The sequence below is a fragment of the Nocardia sp. NPDC049935 genome, assembly GCF_055586645.1.
Genome location: NZ_JBVJHV010000003.1, coordinates 545,141 through 570,649, shown reverse-complemented (window position 1 = coordinate 570,649; position 25,509 = coordinate 545,141). Strand labels below are relative to the sequence as shown.

Annotated in this window: 25 protein-coding genes; 12 read left to right on the top strand and 13 right to left on the bottom strand. The window is 68.2% G+C overall.

Annotation, left to right across the window (positions count from 1 at the left end):
• Nucleotides 1-137: 137 nt before the first annotated feature.
• Nucleotides 138-2,183 carry a thioredoxin domain-containing protein gene (locus ACZ6SF_RS15560; RefSeq protein ID WP_466062769.1) on the top strand — a complete coding sequence of 682 codons (2,046 nt, stop codon included), beginning with the start codon at nt 138-140 and terminating at the stop codon, nt 2,181-2,183.
• A 14-nt stretch (nt 2,184-2,197) separates the two neighbouring features.
• On the opposite strand, the gene ACZ6SF_RS15555 is transcribed toward ACZ6SF_RS15560, so the two are convergent.
• Both ACZ6SF_RS15555 and trhA read right to left on the bottom strand, forming a co-directional pair.
• Nucleotides 2,198-3,727, bottom strand: a complete 1,530-nt coding sequence (locus ACZ6SF_RS15555) for an adenylate/guanylate cyclase domain-containing protein (protein WP_466062768.1) — start codon at nt 3,725-3,727, stop codon at nt 2,198-2,200.
• Between the two features lie 65 nt (nt 3,728-3,792).
• Nucleotides 3,793-4,416 (bottom strand): PAQR family membrane homeostasis protein TrhA, encoded by a 624-nt coding sequence (trhA, locus tag ACZ6SF_RS15550; RefSeq protein ID WP_466063006.1) that lies wholly within the window; start codon nt 4,414-4,416, stop codon nt 3,793-3,795.
• A 333-nt stretch (nt 4,417-4,749) separates the two neighbouring features.
• Here trhA and ACZ6SF_RS15545 point away from each other — a divergent pair, with 333 nt between their 5' ends.
• On the top strand, nt 4,750-5,538 hold the full coding sequence (locus ACZ6SF_RS15545; protein ID WP_466062767.1) for an isoprenyl transferase: 789 nt from the start codon (nt 4,750-4,752) through the stop codon (nt 5,536-5,538).
• 126 nt (nt 5,539-5,664) lie between these two features.
• Here ACZ6SF_RS15545 and coaA read toward each other — a convergent pair whose 3' ends face one another.
• Nucleotides 5,665-6,597 (bottom strand): type I pantothenate kinase, encoded by a 933-nt coding sequence (gene coaA, locus ACZ6SF_RS15540; protein WP_466062766.1) that lies wholly within the window; start codon nt 6,595-6,597, stop codon nt 5,665-5,667.
• A 182-nt stretch (nt 6,598-6,779) separates the two neighbouring features.
• Between coaA and ACZ6SF_RS15535 the strand changes: the two genes are divergently transcribed.
• From ACZ6SF_RS15535 to ACZ6SF_RS15525, 3 genes are read left to right on the top strand one after another with little or no spacing between them, the layout of a single operon-like run.
• A complete protein-coding gene (locus ACZ6SF_RS15535) occupies nt 6,780-7,979 on the top strand; it encodes a DUF885 domain-containing protein (RefSeq protein WP_466062765.1) in 1,200 nt (399 codons plus the stop codon).
• A gap of 23 nt (nt 7,980-8,002) precedes the next feature.
• Complete coding sequence (glyA, locus tag ACZ6SF_RS15530) at nt 8,003-9,298, top strand: serine hydroxymethyltransferase (RefSeq protein ID WP_466062764.1); 1,296 nt, start codon at nt 8,003-8,005, stop codon at nt 9,296-9,298.
• 41 nt (nt 9,299-9,339) lie between these two features.
• A complete protein-coding gene (locus ACZ6SF_RS15525; RefSeq protein ID WP_466062763.1) occupies nt 9,340-9,753 on the top strand; it encodes a limonene-1,2-epoxide hydrolase family protein in 414 nt (137 codons plus the stop codon).
• Nucleotides 9,754-9,923: 170 nt separating this feature from the next.
• On the opposite strand, the gene ACZ6SF_RS15520 is transcribed toward ACZ6SF_RS15525, so the two are convergent.
• Nucleotides 9,924-11,273: a PhoH family protein gene (locus ACZ6SF_RS15520; protein ID WP_466062762.1), complete on the bottom strand. Its 1,350-nt coding sequence runs from the start codon at nt 11,271-11,273 to the stop codon at nt 9,924-9,926.
• A 444-nt stretch (nt 11,274-11,717) separates the two neighbouring features.
• Nucleotides 11,718-12,101 (bottom strand): DUF488 domain-containing protein, encoded by a 384-nt coding sequence (locus tag ACZ6SF_RS15515; RefSeq protein WP_466062761.1) that lies wholly within the window; start codon nt 12,099-12,101, stop codon nt 11,718-11,720.
• A gap of 108 nt (nt 12,102-12,209) precedes the next feature.
• Between ACZ6SF_RS15515 and ACZ6SF_RS15510 the strand changes: the two genes are divergently transcribed.
• Nucleotides 12,210-12,482 (top strand): hypothetical protein, encoded by a 273-nt coding sequence (locus ACZ6SF_RS15510; RefSeq protein WP_466062760.1) that lies wholly within the window; start codon nt 12,210-12,212, stop codon nt 12,480-12,482.
• A 128-nt stretch (nt 12,483-12,610) separates the two neighbouring features.
• Here the strand turns inward: ACZ6SF_RS15510 and ACZ6SF_RS15505 are convergent, their stop codons facing one another.
• Together ACZ6SF_RS15505 and adh are read right to left on the bottom strand one after the other, a co-directional pair.
• On the bottom strand, nt 12,611-13,012 hold the full coding sequence (locus tag ACZ6SF_RS15505) for a DUF779 domain-containing protein (RefSeq protein WP_466062759.1): 402 nt from the start codon (nt 13,010-13,012) through the stop codon (nt 12,611-12,613).
• Entirely contained in the window at nt 13,012-14,529 is a 1,518-nt protein-coding gene (adh, locus tag ACZ6SF_RS15500) for an aldehyde dehydrogenase (protein WP_466062758.1), read from the bottom strand. The genes ACZ6SF_RS15505 and adh overlap by 1 nt, the downstream gene beginning before the upstream one ends.
• A gap of 299 nt (nt 14,530-14,828) precedes the next feature.
• Here adh and ACZ6SF_RS15495 point away from each other — a divergent pair, with 299 nt between their 5' ends.
• The 5 genes from ACZ6SF_RS15495 to ACZ6SF_RS15475 all read left to right on the top strand — a co-directional run bounded on the left by ACZ6SF_RS15495 (nt 14,829) and on the right by ACZ6SF_RS15475 (nt 19,406).
• Entirely contained in the window at nt 14,829-15,197 is a 369-nt protein-coding gene (locus ACZ6SF_RS15495; RefSeq protein ID WP_466062757.1) for a hypothetical protein, read from the top strand.
• A gap of 5 nt (nt 15,198-15,202) precedes the next feature.
• Complete coding sequence (locus tag ACZ6SF_RS15490; RefSeq protein WP_466062756.1) at nt 15,203-15,823, top strand: DUF3558 domain-containing protein; 621 nt, start codon at nt 15,203-15,205, stop codon at nt 15,821-15,823.
• Nucleotides 15,824-15,870: 47 nt separating this feature from the next.
• Nucleotides 15,871-17,208 carry a hypothetical protein gene (locus ACZ6SF_RS15485; RefSeq protein WP_466062755.1) on the top strand — a complete coding sequence of 446 codons (1,338 nt, stop codon included), beginning with the start codon at nt 15,871-15,873 and terminating at the stop codon, nt 17,206-17,208.
• A complete protein-coding gene (locus ACZ6SF_RS15480; protein WP_466062754.1) occupies nt 17,205-17,918 on the top strand; it encodes an ESX secretion-associated protein EspG in 714 nt (237 codons plus the stop codon). The genes ACZ6SF_RS15485 and ACZ6SF_RS15480 overlap by 4 nt, the downstream gene beginning before the upstream one ends.
• Before the next feature lie 87 nt (nt 17,919-18,005).
• Complete coding sequence (locus ACZ6SF_RS15475; RefSeq protein ID WP_466062753.1) at nt 18,006-19,406, top strand: class II fumarate hydratase; 1,401 nt, start codon at nt 18,006-18,008, stop codon at nt 19,404-19,406.
• A gap of 66 nt (nt 19,407-19,472) precedes the next feature.
• Here ACZ6SF_RS15475 and ACZ6SF_RS15470 read toward each other — a convergent pair whose 3' ends face one another.
• The 3 genes from ACZ6SF_RS15470 to glpX all read right to left on the bottom strand — a co-directional run bounded on the left by ACZ6SF_RS15470 (nt 19,473) and on the right by glpX (nt 22,489).
• Nucleotides 19,473-20,330: an acyl-ACP desaturase gene (locus tag ACZ6SF_RS15470; RefSeq protein WP_466062752.1), complete on the bottom strand. Its 858-nt coding sequence runs from the start codon at nt 20,328-20,330 to the stop codon at nt 19,473-19,475.
• Nucleotides 20,331-20,400: 70 nt separating this feature from the next.
• On the bottom strand, nt 20,401-21,015 hold the full coding sequence (locus ACZ6SF_RS15465) for an LGFP repeat-containing protein (RefSeq protein WP_466062751.1): 615 nt from the start codon (nt 21,013-21,015) through the stop codon (nt 20,401-20,403).
• A 430-nt stretch (nt 21,016-21,445) separates the two neighbouring features.
• On the bottom strand, nt 21,446-22,489 hold the full coding sequence (glpX, locus tag ACZ6SF_RS15460; protein ID WP_466062750.1) for a class II fructose-bisphosphatase: 1,044 nt from the start codon (nt 22,487-22,489) through the stop codon (nt 21,446-21,448).
• 133 nt (nt 22,490-22,622) lie between these two features.
• Between glpX and ACZ6SF_RS15455 the strand changes: the two genes are divergently transcribed.
• A complete protein-coding gene (locus tag ACZ6SF_RS15455) occupies nt 22,623-23,192 on the top strand; it encodes a DUF4245 domain-containing protein (RefSeq protein ID WP_466062749.1) in 570 nt (189 codons plus the stop codon).
• Nucleotides 23,193-23,195: 3 nt separating this feature from the next.
• On the opposite strand, the gene ACZ6SF_RS15450 is transcribed toward ACZ6SF_RS15455, so the two are convergent.
• From ACZ6SF_RS15450 to ACZ6SF_RS15440, 3 genes are read right to left on the bottom strand one after another with little or no spacing between them, the layout of a single operon-like run.
• A complete protein-coding gene (locus ACZ6SF_RS15450) occupies nt 23,196-23,438 on the bottom strand; it encodes an exodeoxyribonuclease VII small subunit (RefSeq protein WP_466062748.1) in 243 nt (80 codons plus the stop codon).
• Between the two features lie 2 nt (nt 23,439-23,440).
• Nucleotides 23,441-24,763 (bottom strand): exodeoxyribonuclease VII large subunit, encoded by a 1,323-nt coding sequence (gene xseA / locus ACZ6SF_RS15445; RefSeq protein WP_466062747.1) that lies wholly within the window; start codon nt 24,761-24,763, stop codon nt 23,441-23,443.
• The gene (locus tag ACZ6SF_RS15440) at nt 24,760-25,497 is read right to left on the bottom strand and encodes a lipid droplet-associated protein (RefSeq protein WP_466062746.1); all 738 of its coding nucleotides are present in this window, start codon (nt 25,495-25,497) and stop codon (nt 24,760-24,762) included. Before ACZ6SF_RS15440 ends, xseA begins: the two co-directional genes overlap by 4 nt.
• Nucleotides 25,498-25,509: the final 12 nt, after the last annotated feature.

Here is a 25,509-nt window from a genome sequence, read left to right as displayed (position 1 = left end):
GCGGGAAGGTGGGCAAGAGGCGGCCAGGCTGTCGAATCCGCAGTGGTGGTCAGCCGATCAGCGAGACCCGGCTGTCGAGAGATCGTGCACCGGTTTGCCGGGGCGCGGTCGCGGGTGACTGTGGAAGGCTGGAGGGTATGAACCGTCTGTCCGGTGCCACCTCTCCGTACCTGCGTCAGCACGCGAACAACCCGGTCCACTGGCGCGAATGGGATGCCGATGCGCTGGCCGAGGCCGCGGCGCGGGATGTGCCGATTCTGTTGTCGGTGGGGTACGCGTCCTGCCACTGGTGTCATGTGATGGCCTATGAATCGTTCGCCGACGACACCACCGCGGCGCAGATGAACGACGAATTCGTGTGTATCAAGGTCGACCGGGAGGAGCGCCCCGATCTGGACGCGGTGTACATGAACGCCACCGTCGCCATGACCGGGCAGGGGGGCTGGCCGATGACCTGCTTCCTCACCCCCGCCGGGGAACCGTTCTACTGCGGCACCTACTACCCGAAGGCGCCGCGCGGCGGGATGCCGTCGTTCACCCAGCTGCTGACCGCGATCACCGATACCTGGCGTCACCGCCGCGCCGATGTGGATACCGCCTCCGAACAGGTCGCCGAGGCTCTGCGCGCCCAGGCCGGGGGAATCCCGCGGTCCGAGCTGACCGTCACCGCCGATCTGCTCGATCACGCCGTCGCCGCGGTGGTGAGCGATTTCGACGCGACGCACGGTGGCTTCGGCGGGGCGCCGAAGTTCCCGCCCGCCGCCCTGCTGGAAGGGCTGTTGCGCAGCTGGGAGCGCACCGGTGATCCCGAGGTCCGCACGGTGGTCGACCGGACCGCGGCGGCGATGGCCCGCGGCGGCATCTACGACCAGTTGCGCGGCGGGTTCGCCCGCTATTCGGTGGACGCGGCCTGGGTGGTCCCGCATTTCGAGAAGATGCTCTACGACAACGCGCAGTTGCTGCGGTTCTACGCCCACCTCGCCCGCCGCACCCCCGACGATCCGCTACCGCGCCGGATCACCGAGGAACTGGTGGCGTTCCTGTTCGACGATCTGTCCACCGCCCACGGTCTGGCCTCCGCCTTGGACGCCGATACCCATGTGGAAGCGGGTATGCCCGGGGTGGAGGGCGCGACCTACGTCTGGAATCCCGCCGAACTGATCGGCGAGCTCGGCCCGATCGAAGGCGCCTGGGCCGGTGAGGTCTTCGGGGTCACGACGGCCGGTAACTTCGAGCAGGGCAGTTCGGTGCTCACCCTGGCGCGCGACCCGCAGGACCCGGAGCGTTTCGACCGTGCCCGCACCGCGCTGCGCGCGGCCCGCGACCGGCGTCCGCAGCCCGACCGCGACGACAAGATGGTGACGGCCTGGAACTGTATGGCGATCACCGCGCTGTGCGAGGCCGCCCATGCCCTGGATCGCCGCGACTGGTTCGACGCCGCCCACGAACTGTCCCGGGCGATCCTGGACATCCATATGGCCGGCGACCGGGTCCTGCGCGCCTCGCTCGGCGGAGTGCCCGGTACCGCGCCCGGCGTGCTCGAGGACTACGCCTGGCTGGCCACCGCGCTGCTCGCGTTGCACCAGTACTCCGCATCGGCGGGTTGGCTGCCCGATATCCACCGCGTCCTCGACGCCGCGATCACCCATTTCGCCGATCCGGAGGAACCCGGCAGCTGGTTCGATACCGCCGACGACGCCGAAACCCTGATCGCCCGCCCCCGCGACCCCATCGACGGCGCCACCCCGGCGGGGGCATCGGTGCTGGCCGAGGCGTTGCTCACCGCGTCCGCGGTGGTCGAGCCCGAGCGGGCCGGCCGCTACCGCGAACTGGCCGAGCAGACCCTCGCGCGGGGCGCGGTGGTGCTGGCGAAGGCGCCGCGGTCGGCCGGGCAGTGGCTCACCGTCGCCGAGGCCGCGCTGAGCGGGCCGCTGCAGGTCGCCATCGCCACCACTCCGGGATACGACCCGGTGGGCGATACGGAACTGCTGGCCGTGACCCGCGATCACGCGCCCGGCGGGACGATCGTGATCCGGGCCGCTGTGGATACGGTCCCGTTGCTGGCCGACCGCCCCTCGGTGGAAGGTACGGCGGCCGCGTACGTCTGTCGCGGTACGGTCTGCGATCTGCCGGTCACCACGCCGGAGGAGTTGCGGGCCGCGCTGACCCGCGCCATCGGTTGAGGGTTCGGCCGGACCTATCCCCGCGCCTGCGGGTCGATATCGGTCCACGAGGGCGCGGGTTCGCTGATACCGCGTAGGGCGACCGATCCGTACTTCTCCCACCCGGCTCGCTCGTTCTCGGACGCGGCGTCGATCACGCTCTGCGATACCAGGATCCGCCGCGGCACCTCCTTGGCGCGGGTGGTGAGCCGGGCGGCCGCGTTCACGGCATCGCCGATCACGGTGAACTCCCGCCGGGTATCGGTGCCCACGTCACCGGCGAAGACCCGGCCGCGCGCCACCCCGATCCCGATATCGAGTTCACCCGCCGCCAGCACCTCGTCGCGGATACGCCGCGCCGCCCGCAGCGCGGGTGTGGCGTTGTCCGCCAGCGCGATCGGGGCGCCGAAGATGCAGAGCGCCGCGTCGCCCTCGAATTTGTTGACCAGGCCGTCGTTGTCCTCGGTCGCGGCCACCACCGTGGCCAGCAGCCGGTTGAGTTTGGCGACGAACTCCTGCGGCGGCAGCCCGGTGGAGATCGCGACCGACCCGGTGACGTCCACGAACAGCGCCGAGACCTCGCGGACGTCGCCGGTGAGATCGACCCCGCCGGCCAGTGCCCGCTCGGCCACCTCCTCGCCGACGTGGCGGCCGAACACATCCCGCATGCGCAGCCGCTCGCGCAGGTTGGCCGACATCTCGTTGACCGAATGTTCCAGCCGGCCGATCTCGCTGGCACTGCCCACCGACACCCGGACGTCCAGATCGCCCCGGGTGATCCGGTCCACCGCGATCCGCAGGGTCCGCAGCGGTGTCGCCACCGCGCGGGCCAGCGCGGCGGTGGCGAGTACGCCCACCGCGAGGCTGATGGCCGCCAGATAGATTCCGGTGCGGATACGGTGGTCCTCGGTGGTGGCGGGATCGGCCAGCACCACGATCAGCGCGCTCAGCGGCATCGCGCCGGATACCGCCCACGCCAGCACGACCCGGGCGAACACCGAGGAACTCCAGTGCATGGTCGCGCCGAGCACCCCGGCCACGATGGGCACCACGGGACGGATCAGGCGGTCGACGATCAGATAGGTGAGACCGGCCGATTCCAGACCGCCGATGGTGAACATGGCCAGCAGGACCGTGAAATCGTTCTCGGGGGTGAACCGGGCCAGCAGCGATGCCGAGAGCACGACCCCCGGCGCCCACATCACCAGCGATCGCATCGTCACTCCGGCGGGCAGATGCAGTAACCGCCGCGCCTCTTCGGGGGTGGGTTTCCCGGAACGGTCGAACCACGCGAAGTAGGCGTCGCGGTCGCGGATCGCCAGGCCGATACCGATCAGGAAGGCGACCACCGGATAGATCGAGACCGTGATCAGCCCGCGGGCCAGATCGTCGCCGAGGCGTCCGGGGAAACCGATGAGGATGAGCTGGGTGGCGATCACCGCCAGACCGCTGAGATGGGCGGCGATGACCATCGTCGCCAGCCCCCAGCGGGCCCGCACGGACCACAGCATGAGCCGGGCGACCGCCCCGGAGCGTGGCCGGAACCGCCCGGTGATATCGGTCATGCCGAGCTACCCGCCGTGGCCGCGGTAGCGCAGGCGGCCGGTATCGAAGGACACGAAAGAGCAGCCTAGCCGAGCAGGACCAGCCATACGGCCGCGTAATGGCAGAGCGCCGCGAGCACGGTCGCGGCGTGGAAGAACTCGTGGTGACCGAAGGTGCTCGGCCAGGGATTGGGCCAGCGGGTGGCGTAGAGCACCGCGCCGATGCTGTAGGCGAGCCCGCCCGCGACCAGCAGGATCACCGCGGGCAGACCCACCGACCGGTACAGTTCGCCGCCCACCGGGACGACCGCCCAGCCGAGCAGCAGATACAGCGGGACACCCACCCAGCGCGGCGCGTGCGGCCACAGCAGTTTCAGCGCGACACCCGCCAGCGCTCCCGCCCAGACCACCACCAGCAGAATGCGGCCGGTGCGCCCGGGGAGACCGAGCAGCGCGAACGGCGTGTAGGTGCCGGCGATGAACAGGAAGATCATCGAATGGTCGGCGCGTTTCATCCGGACCCGCGCGCGCACGGTTTTCCAGGTGATGCGGTGATAGGTCGCGCTCACCCCGAACAGCGCGCAGATGGTGAGCCCGTAGACCAGCGTCGCCACCACCGCCGTCGTGGACACCGTCGTCGCGACGGCGACCAGCGCGATCACCGCCAGCGCCGCGATACCGGTGGCCCAGGTGTGGATCCAGCCGCGCATGCGGGGTTTGACCAGGACCGCGAGCGAATCGGCGGGATTGGGGATCGGATCCTCGACGGCGGTGTCGGTGGGCGGCGCCTGGCCGAGGGCGGTGTCGGGCGGATCGCCGTCGCCGTGATCCGGGTAGGGGCCGGCGGGGGCCGAGTCGGACACGGAACCTCCTGAGGTCGGGTGCGCGAGCCGCTCGGGTCCGGGCACGGGTGCACGTTCCGAACCGGCGGGTAACCTACGCGAGCGTAGGTTTCTCGGCTGTCACTCTACCGGCTCGGCACACCGGACGGGCGCCGACCGCGTAGCCCACAAGTACAGAGGAAACCCGGAAAAGGCGTACTGTTGGGCGTCGTGGAATTTCCGAGTCGGCTGCGGGGCTTTCCGTATCGCGTCTACGAGGCCCGTCTGGCCAAGCAGCTCGCGGACAAACAGCATCCCCGCCACGTCGCGGTGGTGTGCGACGGCAACCGTCGCTGGGCCCGGGAGAACGGGTTCACCGATATCACCCACGGCCACCGCGTCGGCGCACTCAAGGTCGCCGAACTGGTCAGCTGGTGTCAGGCCGAGGGTATCGAGCTGGTCACCGTCTACCTGCTCTCCACCGAGAACCTGCGTCGCGGCCAAGAAGAACTGGAAACCCTGTTCGAGGTCATCACCGATGTCGTCGAGGAGCTGGCCGCCCCCGAACAGAACTGGCGGGTCCGTATCGTCGGTACCCTCGACGGGCTTCCCGAGCTCGTCGCCAAACGGATGAGCACCGCCACCGAGCGCACCCGCGACCGCACCGGAACCCACGTCAACGTCGCCATCGGATACGGCGGCCGCCAGGAGATCGCCGACGCCGTCCGCCAGCTGGTCCGCCAGGAGATCGCCGCCGGCGAAACTGGCGAGGACCTGGTCCAGTCGATCACCGTCAACGCGATCGGCCAGCACCTCTACACCTCCGGCCAGCCCGACCCCGACCTGGTGATCCGCACCTCCGGCGAACAACGCCTCTCCGGTTTCCTGCTCTGGCAGAGCGCCTACTCCGAGATCTGGTTCACCGAGGTCTACTGGCCCGAATTCCGCCGCGTCGACTTCCTGCGCGCCCTCCGCGACTACGCCGCCCGCCACCGCCGCTACGGAACGTGATTTTGGAGCGGCTCCGCCGCTCGAGGTTCGGCCCTCCTGAGCGTCGGCTGTCGGACCTCGAGACTCGTGGCTTCGCCACATGCGCTTCGAGGTCCGACAGCCGACGCGGGCCGAACCGCATCCAGATCACAACTTGCGTAGACGGAGGCGGTTGATGGCGTGGTCGGAGTCTTTGCGCAGGACCAGGGTCGCGCGGGGGCGGGTGGGCAGGATGTTGTCCACCAGGTTGGGGCGGTTGGTGGAGTTCCAGATGTCCTTGGCCGCCGCCGTCGCCTCGGTATCGGAGAACTTCGCGTAGTGGTGGAAATGGGCCTTCGGATCCGCGAAACCCGTTTCGCGCAGGCTCAGGAACCGGCGCACATACCAGCTCTCGATATCCTCGATCCGCGCGTCGACGTAGATCGAGAAATCGAACAGGTCCGACACCATCAGGCGTGGGCCGGTCTGCAGGACGTTCAACCCCTCCACGATCAGGATGTCGGGCTGGCGCACACAGTGGAACTCGCCGGGCACGATGTCGTAGGAGATATGTGAATAAACCGGCGCGCAGACCTCTTCGGCACCCGATTTCACCTCGGTGACGAAACGCAGCAGTTTGCGTCGGTCGTAGCTCTCCGGGAACCCCTTGCGATGCATGATGCCGCGCCGGGTGAGTTCGGCGGTGGGATAGAGGAATCCGTCGGTGGTCACCAGGTCGACCCGCGGATGGTGATCCCAGCGCGCCAGCAGCGCCTGCAACACGCGGGCCGTGGTGGATTTGCCCACCGCCACACTGCCCGCGACCCCGATCACGAACGGCACCTGTTTATCCGGATGGGATTCACCGAGGAAGGTCGCGGTGGCCGCGAACAGCCGCTGCTTGGCCGCCACCTGCAGGTGGATGAGCCGGGCGAGCGGGAGATAGACCTCCGCGACCTCTTCCAGGTCTATTTGCTCGCCCAGGCCGCGCAGGCCGATCAGTTCCTCTTCGGTGAGCACCAGCGGAGTCGATTTGCGCAGTTCGCGCCACCGTTTCCGGTCGAACTCCACATACGGGCTCGGCTCACTCGCCTTGGCCATCTACTCAGCGCTCCACTCTGCCGGACACTGGTGTTCGCGGCGCCGCTCGTGCAAGAGACCGTCGTGGTGGCCGTCCCGACTCCGGTCGGTACGGCCCGCTGACTGTGCCCTCATGGCTGAATTCTGCCCCCGTGGGGGAATCGGACAGACGAGGGGGTCGGTCCGCGGCTATCGTCGGGACCATGCGCGCCCACCCCCTGGTGACCGAATACCTGCGGCTCGGTCTGGCATTCGACCGGCTCGAGGAGGGATTCGTCGACGCCTACACCGCCGATCCGCAGCTGCGCCGGGACGTGGAGAACGCGCCCGCTCCCGAACCCCGCGAACTCGCCCGGACCGCCGCCCGGCTGCGCGGCGAACTGCCGTCCGCGGGACTGGATCCGCAGCGGACCGATTTCCTCGATGTCCATCTGCGGGCGCTGGAATGCTCCGGCCGTAAGTTCGCCGGGGACGATATCGGTTTCGTCGACGAGGTCAGCGCCTATTTCGATGTCGACATCACGCTCGGGGACGAGGCGCAGTACCGGGAAGCGCACCGCAAGATCGACGAGGTGCTGGGCGGCTCGGGCCCGCTGGCCGAGCGGATGGCCGCGCACCGCAAGGCCGACGAGATCGCCCCGGAGCGGTTGGAAGAGTGCGTGCACGCCTTCTCCGGCGCGCTGCGCGAACTGGTGCGGGCCCGGTATCCGCTACCCGACAGCGAACACGTCACCTATGAGGTGGTCGGCGACAAACCGTGGTCGGGGTTCAACTACTACCTGGGCGGTTACCACTCCAAGGTCGCGATCAACTCCGATCTGCGCCAGCCCATGGCGATGCTGCCCAAGCTGATCGCCCACGAGGCGTATCCGGGGCATCACACCGAGCACTGCCGCAAGGAGGCCGGTCTGGTGGCGGCCGGTCAGGGCGAGCAGACCATCTTCCTGGTGAACACCCCGCAGTGCCTGATGGCCGAGGGACTGGCCGACCTGGCGCTCCGGTCCATCGTCGGACCGGGATGGGGTGTCTGGGCGCAGGAGATCTACGCCGACCTGGGTCTGCGGTTCGACGGTGAGCGCGCCGAACGGCTCTCCGAGGCGTCGGGACAGCTGCTGGGTGTCCGGCAGGACGCCGCCCTCATGCTGCACGACCAGGGCAAGGACGTCGACGAGGTGGCGGCCTTCCTGCAACGCTGGTCGCTGACCACCGCCGAACGGGCCCGGCAGAGTCTGCGCTTCCTGTCCTCCCCGCTGTGGCGGGCCTACACCAGCACCTACGTGGAGGGATACAAACTGCTCGGCGGGTGGCTGGACCGGGCGGCCGGTGAGGACGAGCGCGCGGACCGCTTCCGCCGTCTGCTGGACGAACCCCTGATCCCCTCCACCCTTCGTACGGCCGCGTAGGCGGCTGCCCATACACTGGCGTGGTGACGCAGACAACCGCCTCTGTCAATACCCAGTCCCTCGGTGAACTCGATCCGGAGCTCGCGGCCGCGATGGCGGGTGAGCTCGCCCGTGAGCGCGACACCCTGGAGATGATCGCGTCGGAGAACTTCGTGCCGCGCGCGGTACTGCAGGCGCAGGGCAGTGTGCTCACCAACAAGTACGCCGAGGGTTACCCGGGGCGCCGCTACTACGGCGGCTGCGAACACGTCGACGTGGTGGAGAATCTGGCCCGCGAACGCGCCAAGGCCCTGTTCGGCGCGGATTTCGCGAACGTGCAGCCGCATTCCGGCGCCCAGGCGAACGCCGCCGTGCTGATGTCGCTGATGGATCCCGGTGACCGGCTGCTCGGCCTGGATCTGGCGCACGGCGGTCACCTCACCCACGGGATGCGTCTGAACTTCTCCGGCAAGCTCTACGAGGTCCACTCCTACGGAGTCTCCAAAGAGGACCACCGGGTCGATATGGAGAACGTCCGGACCATCGCCCGCGAGTCGAAGCCGAAGGTGATCGTGGCCGGCTGGTCGGCCTATCCGCGGCACCAGGACTTCGCGGCGTTCCGGGAGATCGCCGACGAGGTCGGCGCCTACCTCTGGGTCGATATGGCGCATTTCGCCGGGCTGGTCGCGGCCGGTCTGCATCCCTCGCCGGTGCCCTACGCCGATGTGGTGTCGTCCACCGTGCACAAAACTCTCGGCGGTCCGCGGTCGGGGCTGATCCTGGCCAAACAGGACTACGCCAAGAAGCTGAACAGTTCGGTGTTCCCGGGCCAGCAGGGCGGCCCGCTCATGCATGTGATCGCGGCCAAGGCGGTGGCCTTCAAGATCGCCGGGACCCCCGAGTTCGCCGAGCGCCAGCAGCGCACCGTCTCCGGTGCCAAGATCCTGGCCGAACGCCTGACCGGGGCCGATGTGGCGGGTAAGGGCATCAGCGTGCTCACCGGCGGCACCGATGTGCACCTGGTGCTGGTGGATCTGCGCAACTCCGATCTCGACGGCCAGCAGGGCGAGGATCTGCTGCACGAGGTCGGCATCACCGTCAACCGCAACGCGGTCCCGTTCGACCCGCGCCCGCCGATGGTCACCTCCGGCCTGCGGATCGGCACCGCGGCCCTGGCCACCCGCGGTTTCGGCGATACCGAGTTCACCGAGGTCGCCGATATCATCGCCACCGCGCTGGCCGGCGGCGCCGATCTGGACGCCCTGCGCGGCCGGGTCGAGAAACTCGCTCAGGACTTCCCCCTGTACCAGGATCTCGAAGACTGGAACCTGCTGGGCTGAAGGGGGTAGGCGGCGGCGTCCGATATCCCTAGGCTCGGGTCATGGAGAGCGAGCTGAGGCAGGACGCCGTCACCACGGTCCGGGAATTCTTCACCGCCATGGAGGTGGGAGCGCTCGACGAGGCGCTCGAATTGGTGCATCCGGATATCGTCTGGAAGAACACGTCGCTGCCGGATGTGCGCGGGGCGCGCCGGGTCGGCAAGCTGCTGCGCGGTCTGGAGCGGGAGGAATTCGGGTTCTGGGCGACGATGCACCATATCGCCGCCGACGGCGATATCGTCCTCACCGACCGCACCGACTTCCTGCGATTCGGCCCGCTCACCATCGAGTTCTGGGTGATGGGCACCTTCGAACTCCGCGACGGCCGGATCATCCTGTGGCACGACCACTTCAGCTGGGAGAACTTCCTCCGCGGGACCGCCGTCGGCATCGTCAAGGCGATTTTCGGAAAGTAACCGCGAGGGACCACCGATTCCGCGGCGCGTTGCGAGCCCCTGAAAGGGTTCGGCCCGCGTCGGCTCTCGGTCCTCGAAGCGTATGTGGCGAAGCCACGAGTCCCGAGGGCCGAGAGCCGACGCTCATGGGCCGAACCCCGCGCCGACGGAGTCGGCGCCATGAACACAACTCAGGCGTTGGGGCCGTACTCCTCGAGCATCTCGGTCACCAGCGCCGCGATGGGCGAACGCTCACTGCGGGTGAGGGTGATGTGGGCGAACAGGGGATGCCCCTTGAGTTTCTCGATCACCGCCGCGACACCGTCGTGCCGGCCGACCCGCAGATTGTCGCGCTGGGCCACATCGTGGGTGAGCACCACGCGGGAACCACTGCCGAGCCGGCTCAGGACGGTCAGCAGCACATTGCGTTCCAGTGACTGGGCTTCGTCGACGATCACGAACGAATCGTGCAGCGACCGGCCCCGGATATGGGTCAGCGGAAGGACTTCGAGCATATCCCGGCTCAGTACCTCCTCCATGACCTCCCGGCTGGCCAGCCCGTCGAGGGTGTCGAAAACGGCCTGGGCCCACGGGCCCATCTTCTCGTTCTCGGTACCGGGCAGATAGCCGAGTTCCTGCCCGCCCACCGCGTAGAGCGGGCGGAACACCACGACCTTGCGCTGAGTCCGCTTCTCCAGCACCGCTTCCAGGCCGGCGGTGAGCGCCAGCGCGGATTTACCGGTACCGGCGCGGCCGCCGAGCGAGACGATGCCGATGCTCTCGTCGAGCAGCAGATCCAGCGCCACCCGCTGTTCCGCGGAGCGGCCGTGCAGCCCGAAGGCCTCCCGTTCGCGCACGAGTTGCACCCGCTTGTCCGCGGTGACCCGGCCCAGGGCGCTGGAACTGCTGCCCAGCAGCCGGATACCGGTATGGCACGGCAGTTCCCGCGCTTCGTCGAGATCGACCACCGACTCGCTGTAGAGACGGTCGACGACCTCGGTGACGGTGTCGATCTCGACCATGCCCGACCAGCCGGAGGTCACCACGTCCTGTGCGTGGTATCCCTCCGCTCGCAGACCTACCGCGCTGGCCTTCACGCGCATCGGGATGTCCTTGGACACCAGCACCACCTGGCATCCCTCGGCCGCGAAGTTCAGTGCGCAGGCCAGGATGCGGGAATCGTTGGTGTCGGTGCGGAAACCGACCGGCAGCACCGTGGGATCGGTGTGGTTCAGTTCCACCTGGATGGTGCCACCGTCGGTGCCGATCGGTAACGGTTCATCCAGGCGTCCGTGGGCCAGCCGCAGATCGTCGAGCATGCGCAGGGCCTCACGGGCGAACCAGCCGAGTTCGTGGTGGTGCCGTTTACCTTCGAGTTCGCTGATCACGACCAGCGGTAACACCACCTGATGTTCACCGAACCGGGTCACCGCCCAGGGATCGGACAGCAGCACCGAGGTGTCGATGACGAAGGTTTTCAAACCTTTCTGAATGGAGCGAGAATTCGCCGAGGGGGCGGATACGGAGCGATTATCAGTCACGGTAGGCTCCTATGGTCTGCGCGGCACCCACACAGACAGTCTCGCTGGGCCGGTAGGTCCGGATGACGGCTGGCGGAGTGCGTCAGCGGCCACGAGGACCGGGTGCCGGCCCCCTCGTACTGAGTTGCTCAGTCACGGTCAGGACCTCCCGAGCGAGCCGCAACGCGCGACCCGCCACACCGAAGCTACCTCGTAACCTGCCCGTTGCGCTCGGAGAAATGCGGGTGGGTTTGATGAATTCGCTGTGAACACGGTCCTGGTTAAGCGGATTTTCGCAGGTGAACAGCGGTATTTGTCACCTCGGGACAATTCCGGGAAGCTTCGGGCGTACGACGGTCGCGGACCCGCCGGCAGCGGGGTTTCGCCGTCGCGCCACCTCGTTCGCCTCGGATTTGCCCGGCTGCCGCCACCGGATCCGGCGGATCATCGATGACAACGGCTCCGCTATTGCCCCAGGAACTCCAGCAGTACCGGCACGTGACTGTGCTCCGGATCCTTGACCGCGGTCACCAGGGTGACCGGCGGCCGGGTCCGGGCCAGGCCGCGCAGCCGGACGAGGGCCTCGTGCGCTGTCCGGTCCGACAACTCCTCCCGGAAACGCGCGACGAACTCCGCCCGGCGGCCCGGCGGGTTCTCGTGATACCAGCGGCGCAGTTCGTTGGACGGTGTCAGCTCCTTGGGCCATTCATCTATCCGCGCCGCGCTCTTGGCCACGCCACGCGGCCAGAGCCGGTCCACCAGGACCCGGTAGCCGTCGTCCGGATCCGGCGCCTCGTACACCCGTTTGATCCGGAACCCGGGTGGTGTGGCCGGGGGCTCGTCGCTCATCGCTCCATCGCATCACGCCCACGCCCGCCGCGGGCCGGTGCCACGCGGTGAATTCCGCCGCGACCGGAAATCGGCCCGGCGCGCACGCGCGGGATTAGAGTCGGCGGTATGAGCACGAACGCGGAGTTGGACGACCTCTCGTCGAAGGAACTGCACGATCGCGCCGTGAAACAGGCCGTGCGTCGTGGTGATATCCGCTTCCTCTGGGAGCTGCTCACCCGGATCCCCGCCGCCGAGGCCTCGGCGGGCCGGGTCGGGGAGAGCGAAGCCGATATCAAATGGGTGGTGCCGATGCTGGACGACTACGTCCACGCGGGCGAGGGCGACCTGGCCGAGGCCCTGCGCGGCTTCTACCTGGAGTACCTGAAGGAACATTCCTGATCGAGGTGTGACCCCGGACCCGCCCGGCGGGATGTCGGGGGCTCATTGTCGCGGGAGGGTCGGCCCGGCCGGTTGAACATACGATGCCGGTGATCGGCGTCGGTATCCGGCCGGGCTCTCGGCCGGCGTCAATCCAGGGACTCGGCGCCGGTCGCCGGTGGAGGCAAACTCTCGAGCCGAAGGAACTCCTCGTCGGTGAGCAGCCGCGAGCGGATGAGGAACCGGACACCCTCCGGCGCCTCCAGGGAGAACCCGCTCCCACGCCCCGGCACGACATCCACCGTCAGATGAGTGTGTTTCCAGTACTCGTACTGGTCTGCGCTCATCCAGAACGGTGTGTCCACATCCACCTCACCGAGCAGCACATCCTGGCCGCCCACCCGGAATTCACCGCGCGGGTAACACATGGGCGCGCTGCCGTCGCAGCACCCACCGGACTGGTGGAACATCACCGGTCCGTGCCGTTCGATCAGCTCGTGCAGCAGCGTCGACGCGGACTCGGTGAGTTCCACCCGGTTCGGGTCCGGCATCAGAAGAATCCGAGCTTCTGCGCCGAATAGCTCACCAGCAGATTCTTCGTCTGCTGGTAGTGGTCCAGCATCTTCGAATGGTTCTCCCGGCCGATCCCCGATTTCTTGTAGCCGCCGAACGCCGCGTGCGCCGGGTAGGCGTGGTAGCAGTTCGTCCACACCCGGCCGGCCTTGATACCGCGACCGAGGCGGTAGGCGGTGTTGCCGTCGCGGGTCCACACCCCGGCGCCGAGCCCGTAGAGAGTGTCGTTGGCGATCTTGAGGGCCTCCTCGGTGGAATCGAAGGTCGCCACCGATACCACCGGACCGAAGATCTCCTCCTGGAAGATGCGCATATCGTTGCTGCCCTTGAAGATCGTCGGCTCCACGTAGAAGCCGTTCGGGTAGCCCTCGACCGAACGCGAACCGCCGCCGGTGAGTACTTCGGCGCCTTCCTTCTTGCCGATATCGATATACGACATGATCTTCTCGTACTGATCGTTGCTGGCCTGCGCGCCGATCATGGTGGCGTCGTCGAGCGGGTCACCGCTCACGATCGCCTTGGTGCGCTCGACACAGCGGGCCATGAACTCGTCGTAGATCGACGAATGGATGAGCGCCCGCGACGGGCAGGTGCACACCTCGCCCTGGTTGAGCGCGAACATCACGAAGCCCTCGACCGCCTTGTCCAGGAAGTCGTCGTCGGCCGCCATCACATCCGGCAGGAAGATGTTCGGGCTCTTACCGCCCAGCTCCAGCGTCACCGGGATGATGTTCTCGCTGGCGTACTGCATGATGAGCCGCCCCGTGGTGGTCTCACCGGTGAACGCCACCTTCGCCACCCGCGGGCTCGACGCCAGCGGTTTCCCGGTCTCCACACCGAACCCGTTCACCACGTTCAGCACACCGGGCGGCAGCAGATCGGCGATCAGCTCGACCACTTTCATGATCGACGCCGGGGTCTGTTCGGCCGGTTTCAGCACCACCGCGTTCCCGGCTGCCAGCGCGGGGGCCAGCTTCCAGGTGGCCATCAGGATCGGGAAATTCCACGGAATGATCTGCCCGACCACGCCCAGCGGCTCGTGGAAGTGATAGGCGATCGTATCGGCATCGATCTCGCTGATCCCGCCCTCCTGAGCACGGATCGCCCCGGCGAAATAGCGGAAATGATCGACCGCCAGCGGCAGATCGGCCGCCTTGGTCTCGCGGACCGGCTTCCCGTTCTCCCACGTCTCGGCAACCGCCAGCGCCTCGAGATTCTCCTCGATCCGATCGGCGATCTTGTTCAGGATATTGGCCCGCTCGGTGGCCGAGGTCGCGCCCCAGCCGTCGCTGGCGGCATGCGCCGCATCCAGCGCCAGTTCCACATCCGGTGCCGTGGAACGTGCTACCTCGCAGAAGGTTTCGCCGTCGATCGGCGAAGGATTGTCGAAATATTTGCCCTCGACCGGCGCTGTCCACTCACCACCGATGAAATTGTCGTAGCGGCGGGCGTAGCTGACGATACTGCCGTCGGCACCGGGCTTGGCGTAGGTCATGACGAGCTCCTCGTTCGACGCGTGCACTGATAGTCACTCGATAAAAGCAGTGACCTACCTCACTATGCCGCGTGTAAGTGAACGGCGCGTCGTGTTCACTCGGAAAGTTCACACCGAGATGCCGCGGTCCGGTGCACGCTCCGTGCCGACGTCCAAGGGACGGCCCACGTAGTGCGGCGTGTCCTGCGCATCCGTGAACGCGGGCCGATTCGCGCCGTCGAGCGGGCCGATGGAACCGATCCGGGGCGGGCCGCGTCCAGTATGTTGAGTGAAATCACGTGAAGGGTGGGCCGAGCGCTATGGAAGTGGGGCAGGGGACCGCGACCGCGCTGTATCAGCAGGCCGTGGCGGGGACGTTCCGGATGGAGCGGGGGGCCGCGGAGCGGTGCGCGGCGGTGTACACGCGGTTGGTCGATACGTGTCTGGACGCGCAGATCGAAGTGGCTCGACGCCTCAACGAGGTGGATGGCTTCGGAGGGTTCGGCTCGGCTCAGGCGCTTCAACGTGGCTTCCGGTGGAAGGCCGACGATGGGTTCAACGCGTTGTTGGGAATGAAAGAGGCCGCGTTGCGGATGGCTGCGGCTTATCTGCAGGCGGGGGGCGCATTCGAGGAAGCCGATCAAATGAACCAGCGTGCCATCACGGCAGCGGCGGAGAGCGGGAAATGAGCGGAATGTCGAAGTTGCTGACAGCGCCAGCTGTCTTGCTCGCTGCGGCTGCCATAGCAGGCTGTTCGCAGAACGTAGAAGGGGCAGCGGGGCAGGTGGCCGGAGAAACCTCTGCGGCCGAAGCCTCTTCGTCCACGCGGCCCACACTGACCGAGGCGAAGCTGCAGCCACCGCCTCAGCAGAACGAATACACCACTCAAGGGCGGCCCGAGGTCGTGTTCGATCCGTGTACGTGGATCAGCGATCAGGCGGTGACCGCGGCGGGGCTCGATCCGAAAACGCGTCGTCGCGGCGACGATCTCGTGGCCGAATATATCTTCCTCACCTGCGACTTCAAAGGCCCACTTCGCGATCTGCAGATCAACTCTGGAAATGTGACTTGGGAGGAAGACCTGCAGAAGAACGGGGCCTACAGTGAACCCATCACCGTCAATGGACGACAAGCATTGCGGGTCCAGGATCCTGGAATGCCGGGAGTATGCAGCATTCATGTCCGCACCGAGGTCGGCTTCGTGATGTTCAGTTCGGCAAGGACGTTCGAAGGCTCACAAGCGGGATTGCAGCGTTGTGACGGTGTTATGGAAATTGCGGAAGCCCTTGAACCGGAGATAGGCCCGGAGAACTGATTATGAGTGGAGACGAATCCAACTCACCGCTCGGAATTTTCGGACCTGTGCTGGGCATCGACCCGGCGGCGGTGCAGTCTCGTTTGGCAGGCCAACGGAGCCAATCCGGGGCAGAGCAATTCGGTGCCCAGGTATCGCACGGCGGTAAGGATCCCTCATATATCACCGAGATGGAACAGTTCGAAGGCTTCTCGCACGAGGACATTCACAGCAACGTCACCGTAATGACTCCTGGCATCATGCACCAGGTGGCGGACCGTTACGAAGAAATGGCGAATTCCCTGAGCGGTGCCCTGCTCGGTGCGAACATTGCGATCCAGCGTGAACTCTCCGATGGTTTGGATGGACACTTCGCTGATTCCGCAGGTCAGGCCGCGCGAAAATTCTATGACCAAGCAACCGATGTACAGGAAGTCTTCCGCTCAGTTGGTTTTCGTATCAAGGCCGCAGCGTACGGCGCGGAGGTTGTGAAGAAATCTGTACCTCCGCTGCCGACCCAGGCCCCGACTACGAACCCGGCAATAGCAACCTCCGTGGTTGATCCGGCACAGGTCGCGCAAACAGTCCTCGGCGCGACTGACCCGGCTGCCGCGGCGGCATTCGACCGATACAAGGAAGAGCAGCGACTGGTGGCGGTCGAGGTCATGAACATGGCCTACAAACCCACCTACCAACCCGCCGGTGACGGGGTTCCTTCGTTCGTCCCGGTACAGGCTCCCGGCGACGGAGACTCGCCCGGTACCACCAACCCGAACGGAACGTCGGGAAATCCCGGCGGCACCAACACTTCCACCGGCCCGGGCAGCGAAACTCCCGGAAGTGAGACACCGGGCGGCGAGAACCCCAGCGAGGGGGAGACGCCGGAAACCCCCGGTACGGAGGAGGAAGGGCAGACCACGACCGCCGGTACCAACGAGAACCCGACCACTCAGCAACCGGCCGGGACCACCACCGGGACGCCGACCGGGGATCCGCAGCGCACCACACCGTCGACCACCACCACGGGGTCGCCTTCGGTGCCATCGGGAACCCCCTCCGGATCGCCGAGCGGTCCGGGCGGTACACCGCAGTCGCAGACCCCGGGTAAGACGGTGACGAGTACTCCCGGCGTGCAGAATGTTTCGCCGGGTGGCACCGCCGCGGCGGCGGCCTCGGCGGCGGGCACGAGCCGGGCGATGTCGGGGATGCCGGGGATGATGTCGCCCGGGGCGGCCGGGCGGCGCGGGGAGGACGACGCGGAGCACACGACGCCCGACTATCTGATCCGCGATCGCGAGGAGGAACTGTTCGGCGCGCCGATCGACGCGTTGAGCGGCGTGCTGGGCGCCGATGCGCCGGCCGCGCAACCCGCCGACGACCGCGATGAACGTGGCCCCAGGCGGTGAAGTGGGAGTTCACCCCGGACGAGTTCATGCACGTCTGGAAGGAGACCGGCCGGGACCGCTATCCGTACCCGCTGGAATTGCGGTCGTCGGTGCGGTGGGAGGACGAGTTCCGGTTGCTGGCGTCCCGGATCGAGACCGCGTATCCGCGGGGCGCCGATCCGGAACTGGCAGCGGCGCTGGGCGTGGCCGCGGATCCCGAAGCGACGCTCACGCTGTCGGGCAGTCGGCGGCACAGGATCAGGGCGTTCGGTGGGTTCGCGGGTACGGCGGGGGTGACGGTAGTCCAGTTTCCCGGTGTGGATACCGATTTCGACGGGAAGATCGTGGTCGAGATCGGGCCGGTGACGCACGTGCCGAGGGTTTTCCTGCAGATTCTGGGTGATGTGCCGAAGGGGACCCGGCCGCCGCTGGTGGAGAGCATCGACCGGCTCCGCGAAACCCACGAGATCTGGAACGGCGGTAAACCGCAGCCGGCCGACCGGATGCGCCGGCTGCTGAAGGCGCCACGGGCCGGTTCGGGTTTCCTGGAGGCCCGGCATCGGCTGCGTGACCCGTCGCCGCCACCGCCGCGCTATCTGAGCTGGTTCGATGTGGCCGACGACGGCCGCTACCTCTACGGGCACCGCTACCAGGACTTCCATATCGCACCGGTCTCGCCTGCCGATCTGCGCCGGGAGATCGAGAGGCTGCTCGCCGCCACCGCTACCTGATCCGGCCCGGCGGCTGCCGGGAACCGGTGACCCAGACCTCACGCGTGGCACGCCAACATCGCCGGGGTGCGGCATAGGGTCGGGACTATGAGCGAGGAGAAGCAGTACCGCATCGAGCACGACACGATGGGTGAGGTCCGCGTTCCTGTGGACGCGTTGTGGCGGGCTCAGACGCAGCGGGCGGTGGAGAACTTCCCGATCAGCGGGCGTGGTCTGGAACGGGCGCAGATCCGGGCGCTCGGGCTGCTGAAGGGCGCCTGCGCGGTGGTGAACCGGGACCTCGGGCTGCTCGACGCGGACAAGGCGGCGGCGATCGTGGCGGCGGCGGGGGAGATCGCCGAGGGACGGCACGACGACCAGTTCCCGATCGACGTGTTCCAGACCGGTTCGGGCACCAGCTCGAATATGAACGCCAACGAGGTGATCGCCTCCATCGCGGCGCGGAACGGGGTCGCGGTCCACCCCAACGATCACGTGAACATGTCGCAGTCCTCCAACGACACCTTCCCGACCGCGACCCACCTGGCCGCCACCGAGGCGGTGATCAAGGATCTGCTGCCGGCGCTGGAACATCTGCGGCTCGCCCTGCTGGACAAATCCGGGGAGTGGCGCACCGTGGTCAAATCCGGTCGCACCCATCTCATGGACGCGGTGCCGGTCACGCTGGGTCAGGAGTTCGGCGGCTATACCCGCCAGGTGGCGGCGGGAATGGAACGGCTGCTGGCGACGCTCCCGCGGCTCGGTGAACTGCCGATCGGCGGGACGGCGGTCGGAACCGGGCTCAACGCGCCGGCCGGGTTCGGTACGAAGGTGGTCGCGGAACTGGTGCGTGCCACCGGGATAGACGCGCTCACCGAGGCCGAAGATCATTTCGAGGCGCAGGCGGCCCGCGACGGGCTGGTGGAGGTCTCCGGTGCGCTGCGTACGGTCGCGGTGAGTCTCACCAAGATCGCCAACGATATCCGCTGGATGGGTTCGGGCCCGCTGACCGGGCTCGGCGAGCTGCAACTGCCGGATCTGCAGCCGGGCAGCTCGATCATGCCGGGCAAGGTGAACCCGGTGCTGCCGGAGGCGGTGACCCAGGTCGCGGCGCAGGTGGTCGGCAACGACGCGGCGGTCGCGTTCGCGGGTGCGGGCGGGCATTTCGAGTTGAATGTCTACATCCCGGTGATGGCGCGCAACGTCCTCGAATCCATCCGCCTGCTGGCCGCGGTCTCGCGGCTGTTCGCGGACCGCTGCGTCCACGGGCTCACGGCCAATACCGAACGACTGCGCACGCTCGCGGAATCCTCGCCGTCCATCGTGACCCCGCTGAACTCGGCGATCGGCTACGAGGAGGCGGCCGCGGTCGCCAAACAGGCGCTGCGGGAACAGCAGACGATCCGGCAGACGGTGATCGACCGCGGCCTGATCGGGGAGGCGCTCAGCGAGGAAGAGCTCGATCGCCGGCTCGACGTGCTGTCGATGACCAACACCGATCGCGACTGAGCGCACTGGCAACGGCGCGGTGAAAACCGGCGCGGCGAACCGCGGTTCGCCGCGCCGGGAGCGGTTTCAGGGGCGGAAGCGGGCGAGTTCCTCGCGGGCCGCGATCCCGGACTCTCCGAGATCGGTGCGGCCGAACACATCCCAGCGCCGCAGCAGCGGCGCGAAAACCAGTTCGTCCTGCTTCGCCGGATCGTAGATACCGGCCTCGGCCAGGGCCTCGTCGCTGTTGCGGCCGCCGGGCAGGGTCACCGAAGGCACCCGGAAAGCGGCGACCTGATCCGCGACCGCGCGCATGGCCTGGTCGGGAGCTTCCGCGAACCCGGCCGCGAGCAGCTCGGCGAACACCTCGGCCTGCGCCTCGTCGTCCTTGGCGATCCGTTCACTGATCGCGGTGACCAGCGGGTTCTCTCCGAAGGCCGCGGTGTTGCGGTGCCGGACCGCGGCCGCGGCCTCCTCGAACGCGCACGCGGCCAGCACATCGAGCAGATGCATCGGCTCGCGCCGGAAACCGTCGGTCATATGACCCATACGCAACCGTTCGAGCTCCACCGGATCGACGGCGCGCGTGACCATCAGGTAGTTGCGGATCAGGACGGAATGCCGGGCTTCCTCGGCGGTCCAGCGCCCGACCCAGCGCCACCAGGCGCCCGTGCGCAGGTATTTGCCGAGCTCGCGGTGATACGCGGGTAGGTTGTCGGCGATCAGGACGCCGACGGTGAGCGCCAGCCGCGCCGTCTCGCTCAGCTCGGCCTGGGCGGGCTCCCAGTCCTCACCGCCGAGGAAGGCGAAGTTGCGGCCGTCGTCCCACGGGACGAAGTCGTGCGGCTGCCATTCGTCGGCGATCTCGGTGTGGCGCCGCACGGTCAGTTCCACCTCGACCGCGAGGGATTCCAGCAGGTCGCGGTCGGTCAACAGATTCTGCACGCACACACGGTAGCGGGTCGGACGACGAAACGGGACGTCCACCACTGCGGACGTCCCGATCGACGCCGAATCAGTTCTCGGTGACCGTGGTGGAACGGTCCGACGAATTCCAGGTGATGGTGCCGCCCTCGAACTCGCTCATCTTGCCCTCGGGGGTGTCTTCCTCATCGGAGACCGGGAAGCCGAGCTGGCCCTCGGCGCCGCCGTTCTGCTCCCAGGCCTCGCGGATATCGCCCCAGACGATATGGGCGCCGGTCTCCTCGCTGAAGAAGATGGTGCCGCCGGTGAAGTCCTGGTAGCGGCCGCCGTCGGCGACCACCTCCTCCTCGCCCTCCGGCATTCCGAGCGTGCCCGTCGGGCCACCGGCCTCGGTGTACTTCTGGTAGATGGAACCCTTGACGGTCACCTCGTTCCCGTCCGGAGTCTGCACGGTGGTCTCACCGGCATCGGCGTTGGGATCCTCGTCCGGGGTGACCGAGCCCTCGGCGCCACTGGTCTCGGTGGCCGACCCCTCCGCGCCCGGAGACGGACTGCCACTGGTACCCCCACCCGGCATCACCGCCGAGGTCAGGGAGCCGACGGTATCCGACACCGAGGTGTCGTCGTCACCGCATCCGGCGATGAGCAGGCCCGCGGCGGCGAGCGCGACGGTGAATCCGGCCGAACGTCGAGCGAAGTGGTGCATGTCCATCCTCTCGCGACAGGCCGGGTGATGCACAGCCAGAACTGTGGAAACCCATCACTCCGGCTCATTCGTACGGCAACGTCACGGCTACCGATCGCGAGATCCCGCAACGCCACCGGTTCGGTGGTCAAGCGGAATATTACCCGCAACAAAGCCCCACAGGCTATATGCCAAGAATTAGCTGAATCAACCGCCCATCCCCACCGATACTCACCCCCCGACCCCGACCCCGACCCCGACCCCGACCCCGACCCCGACCCCGACCCCGACCCCGACCACCCCGAGCGCCGAGTCCAGCGAGGCCCTAAAAGGGTTGCGGGCCGTCCCGTGTTTCAGCCCTCGAAGCAAGGCGGCGAAGCCGCGAGTCTCGAGGGCTGAAACACGGGACACAAGGGGCCCGCAACCCCGCGGCGCCGGAGGCGCCGCCATGTCACGGCAGCGGCGGGGCCGCGTGTTCGTCGCCGTGGAAATCGACCGAGGAGTATTCGCGGAGTTTGGTGAGGCGGTGGTAGGCGTCGATCATGCGGACCGTGCCGGATTTGGACCGCATGACGATGGACTGCGTGGAGGCGCCGCCCCCGTAGTACCGGACGCCCTTCAGCAGGTCGCCGTCGGTGACGCCGGTCGCGCAGAAGAAGACGTTCTCACCCGCGACCAGGTCTTCGGTCTGGAGCACCCGGTCGAGGTCGTGGCCGGCGTCGATGGCCTTCTGCCGTTCGTCGTCGTCGGTGGGGGCGAGTCTGCCCTGCAGGGCGCCGCCCATACAGCGCATGGCGGCGGCGGCGATGATGCCTTCGGGGGTGCCGCCGATGCCGACGAGGATATCGGTGCCGGAGTCGGGGCGGGCGGCGGCGATGGCGCCGGCGACATCGCCGTCGGAGATGAGCCGGATCCGGGCGCCGGCGTCGCGGACCTCCTGGATCAGGGCGCCGTGGCGGGGGCGGTCGAGGATGCAGACGGTGATATCGGACACCGACGCGTTCTTGGCCTTGGCGACCTTGCGGATGTTCTCGGCCATCGGCGCCGTGATATCGATGACATCGGCGGCGTCGGGGCCGACCGCGATCTTGTGCATGTAGAAGACGGCCGACGGGTCGAACATGGCACCGCGTTCGGCGACCGCGAGCACCGAGATGGCGCCGGGGGAACCCTTGGACATCAGGGTGGTGCCGTCGATCGGGTCGACCGCGAAGTCGACATCGGGCCCGGTGCCGTCGCCGACGTCCTCGCCGTTGTACAGCATGGGCGCTTCGTCCTTCTCGCCCTCGCCGATGACCACCACGCCGCGCATCGATACCGAGCTGACCAGCTGGCGCATGGCGTCCACGGCCGCTCCGTCGCCGCCCTCTTTGTCGCCGCGCCCGACCCAGCGGCCTGCCGCCATGGCACCGGCTTCGGTGACGCGGACCAGTTCCAGCGCGAGGTTGCGGTCGGGCGCCTCGCGGCGGCTCGGGGCGGTCGAAGATGCCGTCATAGCGGGTGCCTCCTTGGCGTCGGGACTACCGGACAATTGTTGCATCGACGTCATAGCGGCCGATGATCACCTTGGTACGGCAGTACCGGGGGCGGTGCGGGGCGGGTCGCCGCCCGCGGTGGATACTGGGAGCGTGTCGTATCAAAAGCCACGCATCCTGCACGACTACCGGGACCTGTTCTTCTCACTGATCCCGCTGGTGCTGATCGCCGTGGTGTTCGCCGGTGTCACCAGCCAGTGCAGTTTCTCGGCGACCGGGCCGACGCAGGGCACGATCCCGAGTTTCGATGCCGCGGCGGCGTTGCGTTCGGACGCGCAGAATCTTTCCTTCCCGGTCCGGGAGCCGGCTCTGCCCGCGAACTGGAAACCCAATTCGGGTAGCCGGGACACCATCACCGGGACCGGTGGCGGCGTCGTGAGCACCATCGGCTACATCACCGGCGCCGGCACCTATATGGAGCTCGATCAGAGCGACGCCACCGAGGACGTCCTGGCCCGGCATATCATCGGCGGCCGCTTCGCCACCGGTACGCAGGAGGTCGGCGGCCAGAAGTGGGTGGTCTACGCGGAGCCCGACGCCGAACCCGCGTGGATCGCGGATCTGGGCGCGGCCCGGGTGCTGATCCGCGGCGCCGGAGATCCCGCCGCGTTCGAGACCCTGGCGGGCGCGGTGACGGCGGCCCGGCCGCTGGAGGCCCGGTAACCGTCAGTCGTCGTCGGTGTCGCCGGCGTCGGCCAGCGCGTTCTCGATCCGTTGCCGCGCACCGGCCAGATGCTGTTCGCACCGGTTGGCCAGCGCTTCGCCGCGCTCCCACAGGGCGAGGGCGTCGTCGAGATCCATACCGCCCTGTTCCAGCATCTTCACCACGTTGACGAGTTCGTCACGGGCGCGTTCGTAGCCGAGGCCGGCGATATCGTCCAGTTCGCCGGTACCGCTGGATTCGGGCACGGTCACGTCCTCTCTGATTCGTCGGATCGGGATTTCCCGCCGCCCAGCGGGGTGGTGCCGAGCGCGGCGGCGGAGATCGCACCGTCTCCGACCCGGATCCGCAGCCGGCTTCCGGCGGGCGCGTCCTCGATGGCCCGCACCACGTGCCGGTCGGTGCCCGCGACCCGCTGCACGACAGCGTAGCCGCGGGCCAGGGTCGCGGCGGGGCCCACCGCGGTCAGCTGGCGGCGCAGGTGGTCGGTGGTGGTGGTTTCGCCGCGGACGAGGCCTTCGATATTGCGGCGGGTCGCGTCGCGGAGTCGTTCCACTTCGTCGTGGCGATGGGTCAGGTCGCGCAGCGGGTCGGCCAGGACGGGCCGGGACCGCAGCTGGGCGAGGGCGGCGGCTTCGCGGCGCACCCAGCCGCGCAGCGCCGCCGCCGACCGGGCGCGGAGTTCGCGCACCAGTGCCGTCTCCGCGGCGGCGTCGGGGACCACGCGTTTCGCGGCGTCGGTGGGGGTGGCCGCCCGCAGATCGGCGACCAGGTCCGAGAGCGGAGAGTCGGGTTCGTGACCGATGGCGCTGACGATCGGGGTGGTGGCGGCGACGATCGCGCGGCACAGCGTCTCGTCGGAGAACGGCAGCAGGTCTTCCACGCTGCCACCACCGCGGGCCAGCACGATCACGTCGACGGCCGGGTCGCGGTCGAGCGCGGTGAGGGCGTCGAGGATCTGCGGGACGGCCGACGGGCCCTGTACGGCGGTATTGCGGACGTCGAAGCGGACGGCGGGCCAGCGCGACCGGGCCACACTCAGCACATCGTGTTCGGCGGCGCTACCGCGGCCGGTGATCAACCCGATCGTTCCCGGCAGGAAGGGGAGCGGTCGTTTGAGGCGCGGGTCCAGCAGACCCTCGGCGTCCAGGAGCGCTTTGAGCCGTTCGATCCGGACCAGCAGATCCCCGACCCCTACCGGCCGGATCTCGGTGACCCGCAGCGACAGCGTGCCGCGGCCGGGGAAGAAGGACAGTTTGCCGTACACCACCACCCGGCTGCCCTCCTGCAGCGGGATCGGGGCGTTGCGGAGCAGAGTGGGATCGCAGGTCACCGACAGCGACATATCGGCGGCCGGATCGCGCAGGACGAGGAACGCGGTGCGGGTGCCGGGGCGCAGGTTGATCTGGGTGAGCTGCCCCTCCACCCAGATGGTGCCGAGGCGGTCGATCCACTGGGACACCTTCATCGACACCGAACGCACCGGCCACGGGTGTTCGGCGGAGTTGGCGGGGGCGGCCTGCCCGGCCCGGCCGGAACCGGTCCGGGCGGGCGCCGGATCGGCGTCGGTCACTGGGCTCGCACGGTGGCGATCCGGTTGGTCAGCATGGTGACGTAGGCGGCGCGGTCCAGGGTGCGCTGTTCGTAGTCGAGCAGGGCGACCAGATCGGCGACGGTGAGCGTGCGCAGCCGGCCACGCAGCTGGGCGAGGCTCATATTCGGGTAGTCGTAGCGCGCGCCGACCTCGGGGAGTTCGGGTTCGGCAGTCGCGGGGGGTTCCGGGTCGGCGGGTTCCGGGTCGGCGGCGGGCTCGGAGGCGGCGGCGGACTCCGCGGCGGCGGCCGTGGGCTCGGGCTCGGCGGCCTCGGTGGGTTCGCCCGCGGTTCCGGGTTCCGGGTCGAAGGCGAGCGCGTCGGGTACGGAGTTGCCGTTCTGGATGGCGCGCAGGCCCGCCAGGGTCTCCTGGAGCGCGAGCTCGACCTCGAGGGGATCGGATTCGAAGCGGTCGAAGCCGGTGCTTCCGGCCGGCGCGGCGGCGCCGGGCGTGCGGACGGGCAGGTCGTCGTCCTCCTCGAACGTGGCCCATTCCGGCTGTTGTTCCGGGCGGTTGACGATGCGGTCGAAAACCGCGTCGCCCTTGATCGCGAGACTGGTGACGAACTGCTGGACATGCATACCCGTCTGCAGCAGCTGGCTCACTGCGGTAACGGGCAGTTTCACCGCCGCCGACGGTAGCCGTCGTGTCTCTTCGAGGACATAGACGGCGGCTCCGGCGGCGACGCGGGCCAGGAACGGTGGTCGAAACATGGTACTAGCCTG